Here is a 13,295-nt window from a genome sequence, read left to right on the forward strand (position 1 = left end):
GCCCGTACCCGATGACACTCCGGACATGGCGGAAATTCCCTTCAGGCTCTGGGTCTTCGGCGATGCCCACGTCGGGACCGACCGTCGTCACGGCAGACTGAGCCTGGCCGAGGCGATCACCCAGTCGGAATTCGGTGGATCCGAAGGGGGACCACCCTTCGAGTGGGACGTTGCGATCGACGTCGGCGACATGTCTGGCGGTCATCACCAAGTCCCCGACGACGCCGAGGGCGAGGAGGTTCGCCGACAGTTCGCCGCCTTGCGCCGCCACCGGCGCGAGGATATCTACAGCGTTTGCGGCAACCACGACCGCAGCGGCCTGCACGAGTCCGAAGCGTGGTGGTGGCAGAAGTGGGTCGACCCGCTCGGCGGGCATACCCGGTTCTCCGGAGTGGATCCGAGCGCGCGGCGCTACCCCGTCGTCGGGGTATGGCAGCACTATTCCTTTCGGGTGGGCAACCTGCTGTTCCTCATGCTCAGTGACCGCAACGAGCCCACCCAGACCGTCGGCCGGGGGCCGCTCGGCGGCAACCCCGGCGGCGTCGTCAGCGGGGCAACCTTCGACTGGTGGAACCACATGGTGCTGACCCATCCGGACTCGATCATCGTCACCGTGCACCACTACGTGCTGAAGGACACCACCGTGGCATCCGGCGAATGGGAGGGTGTACGCCGAGGGCCGGACGGCAGCTTGCGTGAGCACTACCACCGACCATTCGAGCGCGGAACCCCGCACGCCGCATCCTATTTATACTGGGTAGACAGCAAACCTGACTCTGGGATCTTCGAGCGCTTCCTCGCCGACCACCCCGGTCGCGTCCAGCTCTGGTTCGCCGGGCACACGCATACGCATCCCGACGACACCTACGGCGGCAAAACGCATATCGAAAAGCGTTGGGGCACATGGTTCGTCAACGCCGCATCGTTGAGCCGGTATCACATGCCCATCACCACGGTGCCGATCAGCAGGCTACTCACCTTCACCCCCGGCAGCCGGGACGTGAGGGTTCAGTGTTACCTGCACACCAGCCAGCACGCCCCGCAGGGCTGGTACGCGAAGGCCGAAAGAACCATCACCCTCGACACAGCATTCACCGCAGCCGGGAAGGTCCGATGAACCGGGGGGTGCCGATCCAGGCGCCAAATCATCGTGAATAACATGCGGTTCGGTAGCTGCCGCGCCTCCCCGAGCTACTGCTTGCGGCGTCGGAACAAGAAGGTCAAACTGCGTCGCCGATTGGCGAACCCGGGCGCGAAGGTGAACTCGTCTGTCTGGTGAAAGAGATGCTCGCCGAACAGAACCGCCCGGTTCTCGCGATGGGGCACGATGTTCGGCTTGGCGCTCTGCTGTTCGAGGAACCGCCTGACCCGGGTCCCTCCGGCATTGTAATCCTCGAAAGTCCAGTCGCTCGGTGCTGTCTTGTCCCACACCACGAGGCCACCTCGACTCGGGTCCAGATTTGCGGAATCCGGAGTGATCCAGAGGTTCACGGCGAAATCGGAATCGTCGGCGTGGACGTCGACACCCGGAAGGTTGGCGTTGTAGACGAATCCCCACCACTGCGCGAAGTAATAGCCGTCGAGCGCCTCGCCGAGCGCCGCCAAGAGCTCTTCGGCTATGGCGAACAGCGAGACGCTGGCGAATCCGTCCTGGGGGAAGGCACCTATGTAGCCGTATTCGTACGAATGACGCCAGACCGTCGACTGCAGGCAAAACTTCCGGACTTGAGCCAGCGCGGCCGGCGTCAGAAATTCGTCGATCACCTGGACCCTGCGCCGGTCTGCGACGATGGCGTTTTGCAACTTTGCGTAGTCGATGCCCGGGTTCAAATACCTTGGCAGGCGCTCCTCCGAAGCGCGTACGTAGGGCGGATCCGCAAGGATACGGCCGTTTTTCCCCTGGACGGACACCCAGGGCGCCGCCCCATCGGACGCATCAATCAGGTCCGTGAGCTGGCGGCGCAAGGCGGGGAGTTCGTCTGTGGCCACGCCAGCGAATGCCCGCTTTTCGGAATCCTCGGCGGCCAGGATATGGGCGATCTGTTCGATGTTGTGCAACGCGAAGTGCGCCGGTATCGAGAACTCGTCGGGCGGTGCCGGGCTCTGTTCGCGACAAAGGGCGGCGAGAGCGCGGTATTCCGACAACGCGGACGCGAAGTGCCCCAACGCCGCGTTCGCCCTGCCAAGCAAGTCCCTGGCGGGCGCGAGGGAGGGTTCCCGTTGCGCCGCGAGCGAGGCGTAGTGAAGCGCTTGCCGATGTTCTCCGACTTCCAGCAGCGACGACGCAAGCATGCAGAGGGCTTGAAGATTGTCGTCGTGCTCGACGATATCCTCGAGGATCTCCGCCGCCGACGCGAAGTCTCTGGCGCGCATCAAACGTTCGGCGTCCCAGAGGCCCGCCGTCGGCGGCGATTCAGATTGCGGCACCCGTCTCCTCAGCTTTTCTGCCCACAGGCTGTCGAAGAACCGTTAAACCTACGGCCGAGACGGCGAATGACGAAACTCTGGTTGCTCCGTCTTTCGCGCTGTCCTGCAATGTCATCGACCAAACCGGCGCCGTAGGCATCTCCGAATCGCGTTCGCGTGGGTACCGGCAAGTCATGCAGGCAGATTCGGCGCTACTTGATCCCGTGGTCGTTCGGCTCGAGTTGCCGCGGGCAATAGTGTTTAGCCGCGACCGTCGCGAATTGGGCAGCACCGTTAGTGGAAAGCCCGGGGTTCTGGTCGCGGAGATCATTGAGCACCTCCAGGCCCGATTCGCCTCGTTGGATCAGGCCGCAGACCGAGTGCGCGGCGCCTATCGCCTGGCTGGGGTCGCCGAAATTGATTCCCAACTGGTGCAGGGAAGACAGAAATGCCCCATCGTCTCCGTTAGGCGGCTCGTCGATGCCGGGTTCCGCGTGGGCAGGCCACGCAACGACGATTCCCATCGGCGTGCCCAGAAGCGCCAGCAGCAGCTTTGCAAACCATGGTCCTCTATACCGCATGAAATGCCGCCCCTCTCCTCGGACGTCCTTCCGGTCGGCGACTCCTGACGAATTGGCCCGCGGCCGAAGCCATTCCGGGACGGCCGGTCCCGGATGCCGCGATCCTTCGACGCTCGATGCCCATGGGATACTCGCTCAACCCGAATGGGATTGGGGCGCCGCTACGGCGGCTTCGCCTTCGGCGCAGACGTGCACCGCGTGGACGCCGGGTTTCATCGAGAGTTCCGCAACCAGGTCATCGAGTTCGGATTCGCTGACGGTCCAGTGCTGCACCACGTCGGGCTGCTCTTGCAACTGCGCAATGACGCGGTCCAGCGCGACTGGCGCTTTGCGCTTGGCGGTGCTCGGAGCGGGCTGGACGCGGGTCGTCCTACTGGCAACGTTGGCGAGCGGCGTTCCCAGCGCGCCTCCCGCGAAGCTGCCCGCGGTGGCAGCCGAGTTGAACAGGTCCGCCAAACCAGCCGCCGGAGCCGCCGCCGCGCTGGTGCTCGGCAAGACGGTAGAGGCGAGCCGAATCGCCGGAGTCGCGCTTGCCCAACTCGCGGGCACGGACAGCTTCCCCACGGCCGGCGCACTACCCAGGACTGCCGACGCGGGCCTCGCCAGGATTCCGGGCGCCCCCGATGACAGTCCACCGGCCAGGCTCCCTTTCGCCATATTCGCGCTCCACGGCTGATAGACGAAGAAGTTCTTCCACTGGCCGATGCCAAGGCTCGAGCTACTGTTGACGACGTTGGTCCACGTCGCCTGGCTGCCGGCACCGGAGATGAAGGAATACAGGGACTCCCAGACAGTCGCGATCTGCGTATTGCCGGTGATTTTCGTTATCAAGTTCTCCCAGAAGGTGGAGTAGTCCGTGGTGAACGTGGTGACGCCCGTGGTCAGCTGCGTGAGAATCGCTTCCAGTTGGGTGATTATCGACTGCGGAGTGACGGCGGCGGCCGTGGTGGCAGCCGCCGCCGCGCCGCCGCTGGTGGTCTGCGGCGCCTCGGTGAACGCGGTCAGCTGAGTCGCGGCCAGCGACGAGCCGGCGTACGTAGTTATGGCTGCGACGTCTTCGGCCCATAGCTGCTCATACTCGGCTTCGGTGGCCTCGATCGCCGAATTGTTCTGCCCGAAGATATTCGTCGCGACAAGCGATGCCAGCTGGGCGCGGTTGGCGGCGATCACCGGAGGCGGCACGGTGGCGGCGAACGCGGCCTCGTAGGCGCTGGCGGCGGTCCGCGCCTGGGCGGCGGCCTGCTCGGCCTGAGCCGCTGTGGTCGACAACCATGTCACATAGGGGGACGCCGCGGCGGCCGCGGAATCGAACGAGGGACCCTGCCATGACGCACCGAGCTCGGCGATGGCCGCTCCGTAGGACGCAGCCGTAGTCTGCAGCTCTCCCGCCAACGCCTCCCACGCCTGGGCCGCGGCAAGCAGCGGGCCAGCACCGGGCCCTGAATAGATCTTGGCGGAGATGAGTTCCGGCGGCTGGGATGCGAAATCCCCAAATATCCCCAATGCCATTGCCGTGCCTTTCCCTGGTTATCCCGCGTTCGGCGGTATGACGATGATTGTCGCTGTGGTTGCGATGTTGTCCTCGGCGACCACACCGTCGGTAAAGCGCGGGATGTTTCCCGCCAGCGCGCGCGTGGGGGTTCTGCCAACCGACCGCGTAGCGGTGTCCCCGAACGCGCGTCCGGCCAGACTCGCCAGCGCGGTCTCGCCGAACATCGCCGATCGACCGTTAGCAGCGACCGCGGGAGCCGCCTCGGCCGCGGTCTCCGGCATCGACGTCGCCGCCAACCTGACGGCCGGGACGGCCGCGGCCCAGCTCTGCGGCACCGACAGCGATCCGATGAGCTCGGCACGGCCGGTCGCCCCGGTGACCGCCGAATAACCCGCCACGTGGGCCCCGGCGGCTCCCGTCAACATGTCGCTGCGCAGCAGTGGCGCCAACACGCCGGTGAGGGCTTTGGGGTGCACCAGCGGGCCGATGCCCTGGATGCCGGTACCCAGGCTGGGGATACTGATCGAAACCTGGTACCAGTTCTTCATGATGTTCGCGACGCCGAACGGCGTGTAGGGGGACGCTCCGGTGGCGTTGATCACCGCGGTGAGGGATTTGATGACGTTGTTCGCGTCCGTGAACGCCGTGAACCCGGTCCAAGTCGACGGGGGAACGAGGTTCGGGGTCTGCCCGACCACGCTGTTCGTAAAGCTCACCACCTGACTCTGCAGCTGGGCGATCTGGGTCGCGAGCTGCTTCTGCACGGTGGCGAGGAACGTGGAGATGTCCGACAGGGCGTCCGCCGAGGTCTGATTGGCCGCCGGATTGCCGTTGGTGGTTGTCGGCGGTTCCCTGAACGAGGCGAGCTGACTGGCCGCCGCCGCGGAGCCCGCGTAGCCGTACATTGCGGCGGCGTCCTGGGCCCAGAATTCCGCGTAGGTGGCTTCCGCGGCGGCGATCGCCGACGTGTTCTGGCCGAAGAAGTTGGTTGCAACCAGCGCGGCCAGCAGTGCGCGGTTGGCCGCGATCACCGGCGGCGGCACACTGGCCGCGAAGGCGGCCTCGTAAGCGCCCGCCGCCGCTTTGGCTTGCAGCGCCGCTTGTTCGGCTTGCGCCGCGGTGGTGGTCAACCACGACGCGTACGGCGCCGCCGCGGCCGCCATCGCCGCCGAAGACGGCCCCTGCCAAGTGCCTGTGAGCTCGGAGATGGCCGACCCGTAAGACGCCGCGGTGAAATTCAACTCTGCGGCTAATCCATCCCAGGCCGCGGCGGCGGCCAGCAATGGCGCCGAGCCTGGTCCGGAATAAAGCCGGCCTGAATTGATTTCCGGCGGTAACGCTCCGAAATCCATCAGCTTCCCCTCGTTCCGGTCGTGAGGGCCCCCAACGCCCTGAAATGCTTGCGCGGACGGGACGGAATTTTCGTGTACGTCCTGCTGTCGGCACATTAGCTGGCTTTGCCGCACTCCAGGTCTGCCGAGACGACGGGCGATGCCCCGTTACTCCCACCCGGGTGGGCGCGGGTCAGGTGGTCGGTTCGGTGGCGACGGCCTAGCTGAGCGGGTGTGGCCTGCACAAATCGGAGATCCGGACACGCATCCGGACGCGAGTGCGGACGACGGGCCGTCCCGACGTCCCGGATAGAATCTTGCCGCGAATAAGTTCGACAACCTTCAAACGCGGGTGGGAACGACCCGGGCAGGACGCCCGCATGACGACGATACCGCGAGGCGACGGACGACCGCCGGGTGCCGCCACGAAAGGCGTTGTCGTAAGGGCCATTTGGGGAGCCCGGCGGCCAGCTCGGGCGCGGACGCACGGGCGGCCCCCGGGTTCAGGCGGGGCGCGTCCGGGCAGCATGCCGGGTCGGCGCGGGGCGCGGCGTTACGCCGGGCGCGGTAATTCCCATGACCCTTCGCATGATCGCCATCCGGCGACGGCGAAGCCGCCCGCGTTGTGTGTGGCGAGTTTGCCGGCGGTCCGCTGCGTTTCGGTGTCGCCCGGAATTCGGCCACACCGAGGGATTCGACTAGGAGTCGCCGCGGCGACGCCGGACACCGAAAACTGAGTCGTTAGCTGTGCGCGTGATCGGCTTTTCTGCTGCCGGATTTTATTGCCTGCCGCAATGCTTTCGGCGCCGGCGATGATCCACGCCCATGGCCACGGCGTCATGCGCACGCGTGCCCATGGATCCTCCCCGAAGCCAAGACCCGCAGGTAGACGACGGAGACCTAACTGCCGTCCAAACGGCGGACTAACCGCCGATGAACGACCGTGGGCGGAGGCGAAGCCGTACCTGTCCCGGCGGCCGCCGAATTTCCCCGGAGCGGCGTTCCGCCGAAGCGACGTACTGTGCTGCCCGACGGAACTTCCGTTGAAACGGCTACTCGACGAGGGAGCTAAAGATGTCATATGTGACCACGCAGCCGGAGGCATTGGCCGCGGCGGCCGGCACCTTGCAGTCGATCGGTTCTGCCCTGACTGCCCAGAATGCGGCCGCAGCGGCTCCGACCACGGGGGTGGTGCCTGCAGCGGCCGACGAGGTGTCCGCGCTTACGGCGGCTCAGTTTGCCATCCATGCCCAGCTGTACCAGGCGGTCAGTGCCCAAGCCACGGCAATTCACGAGGCGTTCGTCAACGCTTTGGGGGTCAGCTCCGGGTCGTACGCGGCGACCGAGGCCGCCAACGCGGCCGCGGCCGGCTGAGGAAGTTGGCGAGCAGCCTCGGCTGGCTACCGACGGGATTCGCCTCCCCGGCGGGGGTCCACCGGACGACGGGTGCCGTGGCTCGTTGGGCCGGCGAGCGCCCGTCCTGGGATCCCGGAACCGGCCAGCTCGGGGAGCGGCGATGCTATGGCTTCCTGTCGCGGCGCTGTGAGTTTGCTGATGAAGAGGCCAAGCGGGCCCCGTCGCTGTTACTGTGTCGTTACTAAAAGTGAATTCGCCGTACCGTTCAGTGAACAATTGCAAACGGGCTCCTTCGGGACGGCCTCCCGGAGAGCGCCTTCATCTACTCTCTCTGCAGAGTGTGGGGGATCTACTTAGGAGGAAACAACTATGTCGTTCGTGACGACACAGCCCGAGGCGCTGGCCGCGGCAGCCGGGACCTTGCAGGGCATCGGCTCGGCGATGAGCGCTCAGAACGCGGCTGCTGCGGCCCCGACGACCGGGGTGGTGCCCGCCGCCGCCGACGAGGTGTCCGCGCTGACCGCGGCCCAGTTCGCCGCGCACGCGCAGATGTACCAGGCGGTGAGCGCCCAGGCCGCCGCGATTCACGAGATGTTCGTCAACACCCTGGCGACGAGCTCCGGTTCGTACGCCGCGACCGAGGCCGCCAACGCGGCCGCCGCCGGCTGATCGAACACACCACGCCGGCCACGCAGTCGGTGATTGACCTCCGCGTACCCAAACACCGCGGTTTGGGTCTGGCGTGCCCGCCGTGCCACGCGACTATCTGAGGAACGACGGGCGGGGGAACTTATCTTCAACTATCCGGTTCGGTGGTTGCTTTCCGCGTAGCCATCAGACCATCCCTGAGAACACAGCAAATCCCGAATATTAAGGAGAAAAGGATCATGGCTACACGCTTCATGACTGACCCGCACGAGATGCGGGCGATGGCCGGTCGTTTCGAGACCCACGCGCAGACCGTTGAGGACGAGGCCCGCAAGATGTGGGCGTCGTCGATGAACATCGCCGGTGCCGGCTGGAGCGGCCAGGCCCAGGCGACCTCCTACGACACCATGGGCCAGGTCAACCAGGCCTTCCGCAACATCGTGAACATGCTGCACGGCGTGCGCGACGGACTGATCCGCGACGCGAACAACTACGAGCAGCAAGAGCAGGCCTCCCAGCAGATCCTCGGCAGCTAGCGCTAAAAGCTGAGGCTGCGTACCCTCTCAGACGTTAGGAGAACACCGAAATGACCATCAATTACCAGTTCGGCGATGTCGACTCGCACGGCGCCCTGATCCGCGCGCAGGCCGCATCGCTGGAAGCCGAGCACCAGGCCATCGTTCGCGATGTGCTGGCCGCCGGTGACTTCTGGGGCGGCGCCGGTTCGGTGGCGTGCCAGGAGTTCATCACCCAGTTGGGTCGTAACTTCCAGGTGATTTACGAGCAGGCCAACTCCCACGGCCAGAAGGTGCAGACCGCCGGCAGCAACATGGCGAGCACCGACAGCGCCGTCGGGTCCAGCTGGGCCTAACTCCCAACTTCAGGCGCGGCAGCACACCACGTCGGTGTGCTGCCGCGTCCTGCGGTTACCGACCACTTCGACTTCGAGGGACAGATGGACCAACAGAGCACCCGCACCGACATCACCGTCAACGTCGACGGCTTCTGGATGCTTCAGGCACTCCTGGACATCCGGCACGTCGCTCCGGAGTTGCGGTGCCGGCCTTACGTCTCCACCGACTCCAGTGATTGGCTGAACGAGCATCCCGGCATGGCGGTGATGCGCGAGCAGGGCATCGTGGTCGGTGACGAGGTACACGAGCAGGTCGCCGCCCGGATGCGGGTTCTCGCGGCGCCTGACCTCGAGGTGGTCGCCCTGCTGTCCCGGGGCAAGCTGCTCTACGGCGTGGTCGAAGACGAGAACCAGCCGCCCGGATCGCGGGACATCCCCGAAAACGAGTTCCGCGTCGTCCTCGCCCGGCGCGGGCAGCACTGGGTGTCGGCCGTGCGGGTCGGCAGCGACATCACCGTCGACGACGTCGCCATCGCCGACAGCGCCTCCATCGCCGCGTTGGTCATGGACGGCCTCGAATCCATTCACCATGCGGAGCCGGCGGCGATCAACGCCGTCAACGTGCCACTCGAGGAAATGCTGGAAGCGACGAAGTCGTGGCAGGAGTCGGGATTCAACGTGTTCTCCGGCGGCGACCTGCGACGGATGGGCATCAGCGCCGCCACGGTGGCCGCCCTGGGTCAGGCGCTGTCCGACCCGGCGGCCGAGGTGGCCGTGTACGCGCGCCAGTACCGCGACGACGCCAAAGGCCCCAGCGCCTCCGTCCTGTCACTCAAGGACGGGTCGGGCGGCCGCATCGCGATGTACCAGCAGGCGCGCACCGCGGGTTCCGGCGAGGCGTGGCTGGCTATCTGCCCCGCCACACCCCAGCTAGTGCAGGTCGGCGTCAAGACGGTGCTCGACACGCTGCCCTACGGCGAATGGAAAACGCACCGAAGGGTGTGAATCGGTCGCGAAACACAATGTTTACCAATGCTTTTGCGCATAACAAGCGGTCGAGATGCGAACGCGGCATACTTCTCTAGAATCATCAGCAAATCCCAAACCAGTGTCACCACGACTCTTGATCGCAAGGCGAGGCAGATGAAATCCGAATTAGTCGAGCTGGACCTCCCGGGGGGCCCTGGCGCCTCGGCGAGTCGATCGACCCAGCTTCCGGCGGCTCCCGCGGGGCTGGCGGCACGGGCTTACTCATTCACCATGAAAGGGGCCGTAGGGCGATGACTGCGGTAGTGGGAGTTGAAGCACCACAGGCTGATGTCGAGGGAATCTCGCAGCCTCGGGCGGTAGTGGTCGGCATCATGGCCGGCGAGGGCGTCCAGATCGGCGTCCTGCTGGACGCCAACGCCCCTGTCTCGGTCATGACGGACCCGCTGCTGAAGGTCGTCAACAGCCGGCTGCGGGAGCTCGGTGAGACGCCGCTGGAGGCCAAGGGCCGCGGCAGGTGGGCCCTGTGCCTCGTGGACGGAACGCCGCTGCGGGCCACCCAGTCCCTCACCGAGCAGGACGTCTACGACGGCGACCGGCTGTGGATTCGGTTCATCCAAGACACCGAGCACCGCTCCCAGGTCATCGAGCACATCTCGACCGCGGTTGCGGCGAATCTCAGCAAACGATTCGCCGCGATCGACCCCGTCGTCGCCGTGCAGGTGGGCGCCTCGATGGTGGCGGTCGGCGTCACCTCCGCGGCCGCCCTGCTGGGCTGGTACCGCTGGCACCACAACTCGTGGCTGCCCACTGTCTACGCCGCCGTGATCGCCGCAGTCATGCTGGGAGTCTCGCTCCTGATGCTGATGCGGGCGCAGACCCAGCAGGACCGCCGCGTGGGCGACCTGCTGCTGCTGAGCACGCTCGCCCCGCTGTCGGTGGCCGCGGCCGCGGCGCCCCCGGGTGGAGTGGGTTCACCCCACGCCGTGCTCGGTTTCGGCGTGCTCACCATCTCTGCGATGCTCGCCCTGCGCTTCACCGGGCGCCGGCTGGGGCTCTACACCGCGATCGTCACCGTCACCCTGGTGACCGGTATCGCCGCCCTGGCGCGAATGATCGCCAACACCAGCGCCGTGACCCTGTTCACGTCCGTCGTGCTGCTGTGCGTGCTCGTCTACCACGGGGCGCCGGCGCTGTCGCGGCGGCTGGCGGGCATCCGCCTGCCCGTGTTCCCGTCGGCCACCAGCCGGTGGGTGTTCGAGGCGCGTCCCGACCTGCCCACCACCGTGGTGCGCTCCGAGGGTGGCCCGCCGGTCCTCGAGGGCCCGGCGTCCGTCCGCGACGTCCTGTTGCAGGCCGAACGGGCCCGCTCCTTCCTGACCGGCCTGCTCGTCGGGCTGGGCGTGCTGATGGTGGTGTCCTTGACCGCGCTGGCCGACCCGCACACCGGACAGCGCTGGCTGCCGCTCCTGCTGGCCGGGTTCAGCGCGGGCTTCCTGATGCTTCGCGGCCGCTCCTACGTGGACCGCTGGCAGGCCATCACCCTGGCAGTGACCGCCGTGCTGATCGTGTTCACGGTGGTGGCCCGGTACGCGTTGGTCTTGCAGTCGCCGCTCGCCGTCTCGATCAGCGCGGCCATCCTGGTGCTGCTGCCCGCGGCGGGCCTGACGGCCGCGGCCGTGGTGCCCAACACCATCTACAGCCCGCTGTTCCGCAAGTTCGTGGAATGGATCGAGTACCTCTGCCTCATGCCGATCTTCCCCCTGGCATTGTGGTTGATGAACGTTTATGCAGCCATCCGATACCGCTAGTCGCAAGGTGCGGCGTGGTCGCGCGACCCGCGTGACCATCGCCGCGCTCTTGCTTGCTTCGGGTGCCCTGGCCGGGCTGCCCCCGGCGTACGCGATCTCACCTCCTACGGTCGACCCGGCCGCGGTGCCGCCGGACGGCCCGCCCGGGCCGCCGGCGCCCATGAAGCAGAACTCGTACTGCACTGAGGTGGGTGTCCTGCCGGGCACCGACTTCCGACTGCAGCCGAAGTACATGGACCTGCTGAACCTCCAGGAGGCGTGGCAGTTCGGGCGCGGTGCCGGGCAGAAGGTTGCGGTCATCGACACCGGTGTCACCCCGCACCCGAGGTTCCCGCACCTGATCCCGGGCGGCGACTACGTGATGGGCGGCGACGGCCTGTCCGACTGCGACGCGCACGGCACCATCGTGGCGTCGATGATCGGCGCGGCCCCGGCCAACGGCGTGGCGGCGCCGCCCGCGGCGCCGCGCCGGCCGGTCACGATCCCCACGACCGAGCCGCCCCCCAAAGCGCCTCCGCCGCAGACGGTGACACTGTCGCCTCTGCCGCAGACCGTCACCATGGTGCCCCCGCCGCCTTCGGACGCTCCGCCTCCCGGACCCTTCGGAGCCCCGCCACCGCCGCCCCAGGGCCCGCCGCCAGGGCCGGGTGCTCCGGCAGCCCCGGGCGCTCCGGCGGCCCCGGGCGCGGCCAACCACGGCGGCGGCACGGTCACGATCCCGAGCTACTCCGGTGGCGGGCGGATCGCCGCGGTCGACAATCAGCGCGGCCCGCGGCCGCTGGATCCGGCGCCCAAGCCGCCCCCGCCGCCGGCGCCGGCTCCCTCGGCCGCGCCCGACGCCTTCAGCGGGATCGCACCGGACGTCGACATCATCGCGATCCGGCAGTCCAGCCAGGCCTTCGGCCTCAAGGACGCGTACACCGGTGACGAGGATCCGCAGACGCGGGCGAAGATCGACGACGTCGAGACCATGGCGCGGGCGATCGTGCACGCCGCCAACCTGGGGGCCTCGGTGATCAACATCTCCGACGTGACCTGCATGAGCGCGCGCAACATCATCGACCAGCGCACGCTGGGCGCCGCGGTGCGGTACGCGGCCGTCGACAAGAACGCCGTCATCGTGGCCGCGGCCGGCGACACCAGCAAGAAGGACTGCAAGCAGAACCCGGCGTTCGATCCGATGCAGCCGAAGGACCCCCGCGACTGGAGCGGAGTCACGACTGTCGTGACGCCGGCCTGGTTCAGCGACTACGTCCTGACCGTCGGCGCGGTCGACACCGACGGCCGGCCGCTGACGCAAGGCGGCCAGGGCCAGGGGTCGACGAGCGTCTCCGGCCCGTGGGTGGGGCTCGCCGCGCCCGGGACCGATGTCGTCGGGCTCTCGCCCCGGGACGACGGCCTGATCAACGCGATCGACGGCCCGGACAACTCGCTGCTGGTTCCGTCCGGCACGAGCTTCTCGGCCGCAATCGTGTCCGGGGTCGCCGCCCTGGTCCGCGCCAAGTACCCGCAGCTCTCGGCCTACCAGGTGATCAACCGCCTGGAACGCACCGCCAGGGCGCCCGCACGCGGCGTCGACAACCAGATCGGCTACGGTCTCGTCGACCCGGTGGCGGCCCTGACATGGGACGTTCCCGACGGTCCGCTCAAACCGCCGCAGCGCTTGTCGGCCCCGTTGAACATTCCTCGTGCGACACCGGGCCGCGATATGGTGCCGGTGTGGGTCGCCGCTGGCGGGCTCACCGGTGCGCTACTGATCGGCGGGGCGATCTTCGGTACCACGACGCTGATGAAGCGATCGCGGAAGCAGCAATAAGGGCGGAGCAGCAA

At 67.3% G+C, this 13,295-nt stretch carries 12 protein-coding genes; 8 read left to right on the forward strand and 4 right to left on the reverse strand.

Annotated features, from left to right (window positions below; genetic code table 11):
• The first annotated feature begins 25 nt into the window (after positions 1–25).
• Positions 26–1,117 carry a hypothetical protein gene (locus tag G6N56_RS03215; protein WP_180150470.1) on the forward strand — a complete coding sequence of 364 codons (1,092 nt, stop codon included), beginning with the start codon at positions 26–28 and terminating at the stop codon, positions 1,115–1,117.
• Positions 1,118–1,191: 74 nt separating this feature from the next.
• Here G6N56_RS03215 and G6N56_RS03220 read toward each other — a convergent pair whose 3' ends face one another.
• The 4 genes from G6N56_RS03220 to G6N56_RS03235 form a co-directional block, all read right to left on the reverse strand.
• Entirely contained in the window at positions 1,192–2,427 is a 1,236-nt protein-coding gene (locus tag G6N56_RS03220; RefSeq protein WP_085256719.1) for a tetratricopeptide repeat protein, read from the reverse strand.
• 191 nt (positions 2,428–2,618) lie between these two features.
• Complete coding sequence (locus G6N56_RS03225) at positions 2,619–2,930, reverse strand: DUF732 domain-containing protein (protein ID WP_232069203.1); 312 nt, start codon at positions 2,928–2,930, stop codon at positions 2,619–2,621.
• Positions 2,931–3,122: 192 nt separating this feature from the next.
• Positions 3,123–4,496: a PPE family protein gene (locus G6N56_RS03230; RefSeq protein WP_085256717.1), complete on the reverse strand. Its 1,374-nt coding sequence runs from the start codon at positions 4,494–4,496 to the stop codon at positions 3,123–3,125.
• An 18-nt stretch (positions 4,497–4,514) separates the two neighbouring features.
• On the reverse strand, positions 4,515–5,831 hold the full coding sequence (locus G6N56_RS03235; protein WP_142280688.1) for a PPE family protein, SVP subgroup: 1,317 nt from the start codon (positions 5,829–5,831) through the stop codon (positions 4,515–4,517).
• Between the two features lie 1,053 nt (positions 5,832–6,884).
• Between G6N56_RS03235 and G6N56_RS03240 the strand changes: the two genes are divergently transcribed.
• The 7 genes from G6N56_RS03240 to G6N56_RS03270 all read left to right on the forward strand — a co-directional run bounded on the left by G6N56_RS03240 (position 6,885) and on the right by G6N56_RS03270 (position 13,281).
• On the forward strand, positions 6,885–7,184 hold the full coding sequence (locus G6N56_RS03240) for a PE family protein (protein ID WP_085256715.1): 300 nt from the start codon (positions 6,885–6,887) through the stop codon (positions 7,182–7,184).
• A gap of 351 nt (positions 7,185–7,535) precedes the next feature.
• Entirely contained in the window at positions 7,536–7,835 is a 300-nt protein-coding gene (locus G6N56_RS03245) for a PE family protein (protein WP_085256714.1), read from the forward strand.
• Between the two features lie 218 nt (positions 7,836–8,053).
• Positions 8,054–8,350, forward strand: coding sequence for a WXG100 family type VII secretion target (locus G6N56_RS03250; protein ID WP_085256713.1), 297 nt, complete (start codon positions 8,054–8,056; stop codon positions 8,348–8,350).
• 50 nt (positions 8,351–8,400) lie between these two features.
• The gene (locus G6N56_RS03255; protein ID WP_085254792.1) at positions 8,401–8,685 is read left to right on the forward strand and encodes a WXG100 family type VII secretion target; all 285 of its coding nucleotides are present in this window, start codon (positions 8,401–8,403) and stop codon (positions 8,683–8,685) included.
• An 84-nt stretch (positions 8,686–8,769) separates the two neighbouring features.
• Positions 8,770–9,672, forward strand: a complete 903-nt coding sequence (locus G6N56_RS03260; RefSeq protein ID WP_085256712.1) for an ESX secretion-associated protein EspG — start codon at positions 8,770–8,772, stop codon at positions 9,670–9,672.
• A gap of 275 nt (positions 9,673–9,947) precedes the next feature.
• Positions 9,948–11,465 (forward strand): type VII secretion integral membrane protein EccD, encoded by a 1,518-nt coding sequence (gene eccD, locus G6N56_RS03265; RefSeq protein WP_085256711.1) that lies wholly within the window; start codon positions 9,948–9,950, stop codon positions 11,463–11,465.
• The gene (locus G6N56_RS03270; protein WP_085256710.1) at positions 11,443–13,281 is read left to right on the forward strand and encodes a type VII secretion-associated serine protease mycosin; all 1,839 of its coding nucleotides are present in this window, start codon (positions 11,443–11,445) and stop codon (positions 13,279–13,281) included. Before eccD ends, G6N56_RS03270 begins: the two co-directional genes overlap by 23 nt.
• Positions 13,282–13,295: the final 14 nt, after the last annotated feature.

It is taken from the genome of Mycobacterium saskatchewanense (genome assembly GCF_010729105.1).
Taxonomy (GTDB): domain Bacteria; phylum Actinomycetota; class Actinomycetes; order Mycobacteriales; family Mycobacteriaceae; genus Mycobacterium; species Mycobacterium saskatchewanense.

What these genes read in the sequence shown, in the direction of transcription:
- G6N56_RS03215 (WP_180150470.1), top strand. Translation starts at nt 26, where the DNA reads ATGGCGGAAATTCCCTTCAGGCTCTGGGTCTTCGGCGATGCCCACGTC.
- G6N56_RS03225 (WP_232069203.1), bottom strand. Translation starts at nt 2,930, where the DNA reads ATGGGAATCGTCGTTGCGTGGCCTGCCCACGCGGAACCCGGCATCGAC.
- G6N56_RS03230 (WP_085256717.1), bottom strand. Translation starts at nt 4,496, where the DNA reads ATGGCATTGGGGATATTTGGGGATTTCGCATCCCAGCCGCCGGAACTC.
- G6N56_RS03235 (WP_142280688.1), bottom strand. Translation starts at nt 5,831, where the DNA reads ATGGATTTCGGAGCGTTACCGCCGGAAATCAATTCAGGCCGGCTTTAT.
- G6N56_RS03240 (WP_085256715.1), top strand. Translation starts at nt 6,885, where the DNA reads ATGTCATATGTGACCACGCAGCCGGAGGCATTGGCCGCGGCGGCCGGC.
- G6N56_RS03245 (WP_085256714.1), top strand. Translation starts at nt 7,536, where the DNA reads ATGTCGTTCGTGACGACACAGCCCGAGGCGCTGGCCGCGGCAGCCGGG.
- G6N56_RS03250 (WP_085256713.1), top strand. Translation starts at nt 8,054, where the DNA reads ATGGCTACACGCTTCATGACTGACCCGCACGAGATGCGGGCGATGGCC.
- G6N56_RS03255 (WP_085254792.1), top strand. Translation starts at nt 8,401, where the DNA reads ATGACCATCAATTACCAGTTCGGCGATGTCGACTCGCACGGCGCCCTG.
- G6N56_RS03260 (WP_085256712.1), top strand. Translation starts at nt 8,770, where the DNA reads ATGGACCAACAGAGCACCCGCACCGACATCACCGTCAACGTCGACGGC.
- eccD (WP_085256711.1), top strand. Translation starts at nt 9,948, where the DNA reads ATGACTGCGGTAGTGGGAGTTGAAGCACCACAGGCTGATGTCGAGGGA.
- G6N56_RS03270 (WP_085256710.1), top strand. Translation starts at nt 11,443, where the DNA reads ATGCAGCCATCCGATACCGCTAGTCGCAAGGTGCGGCGTGGTCGCGCG.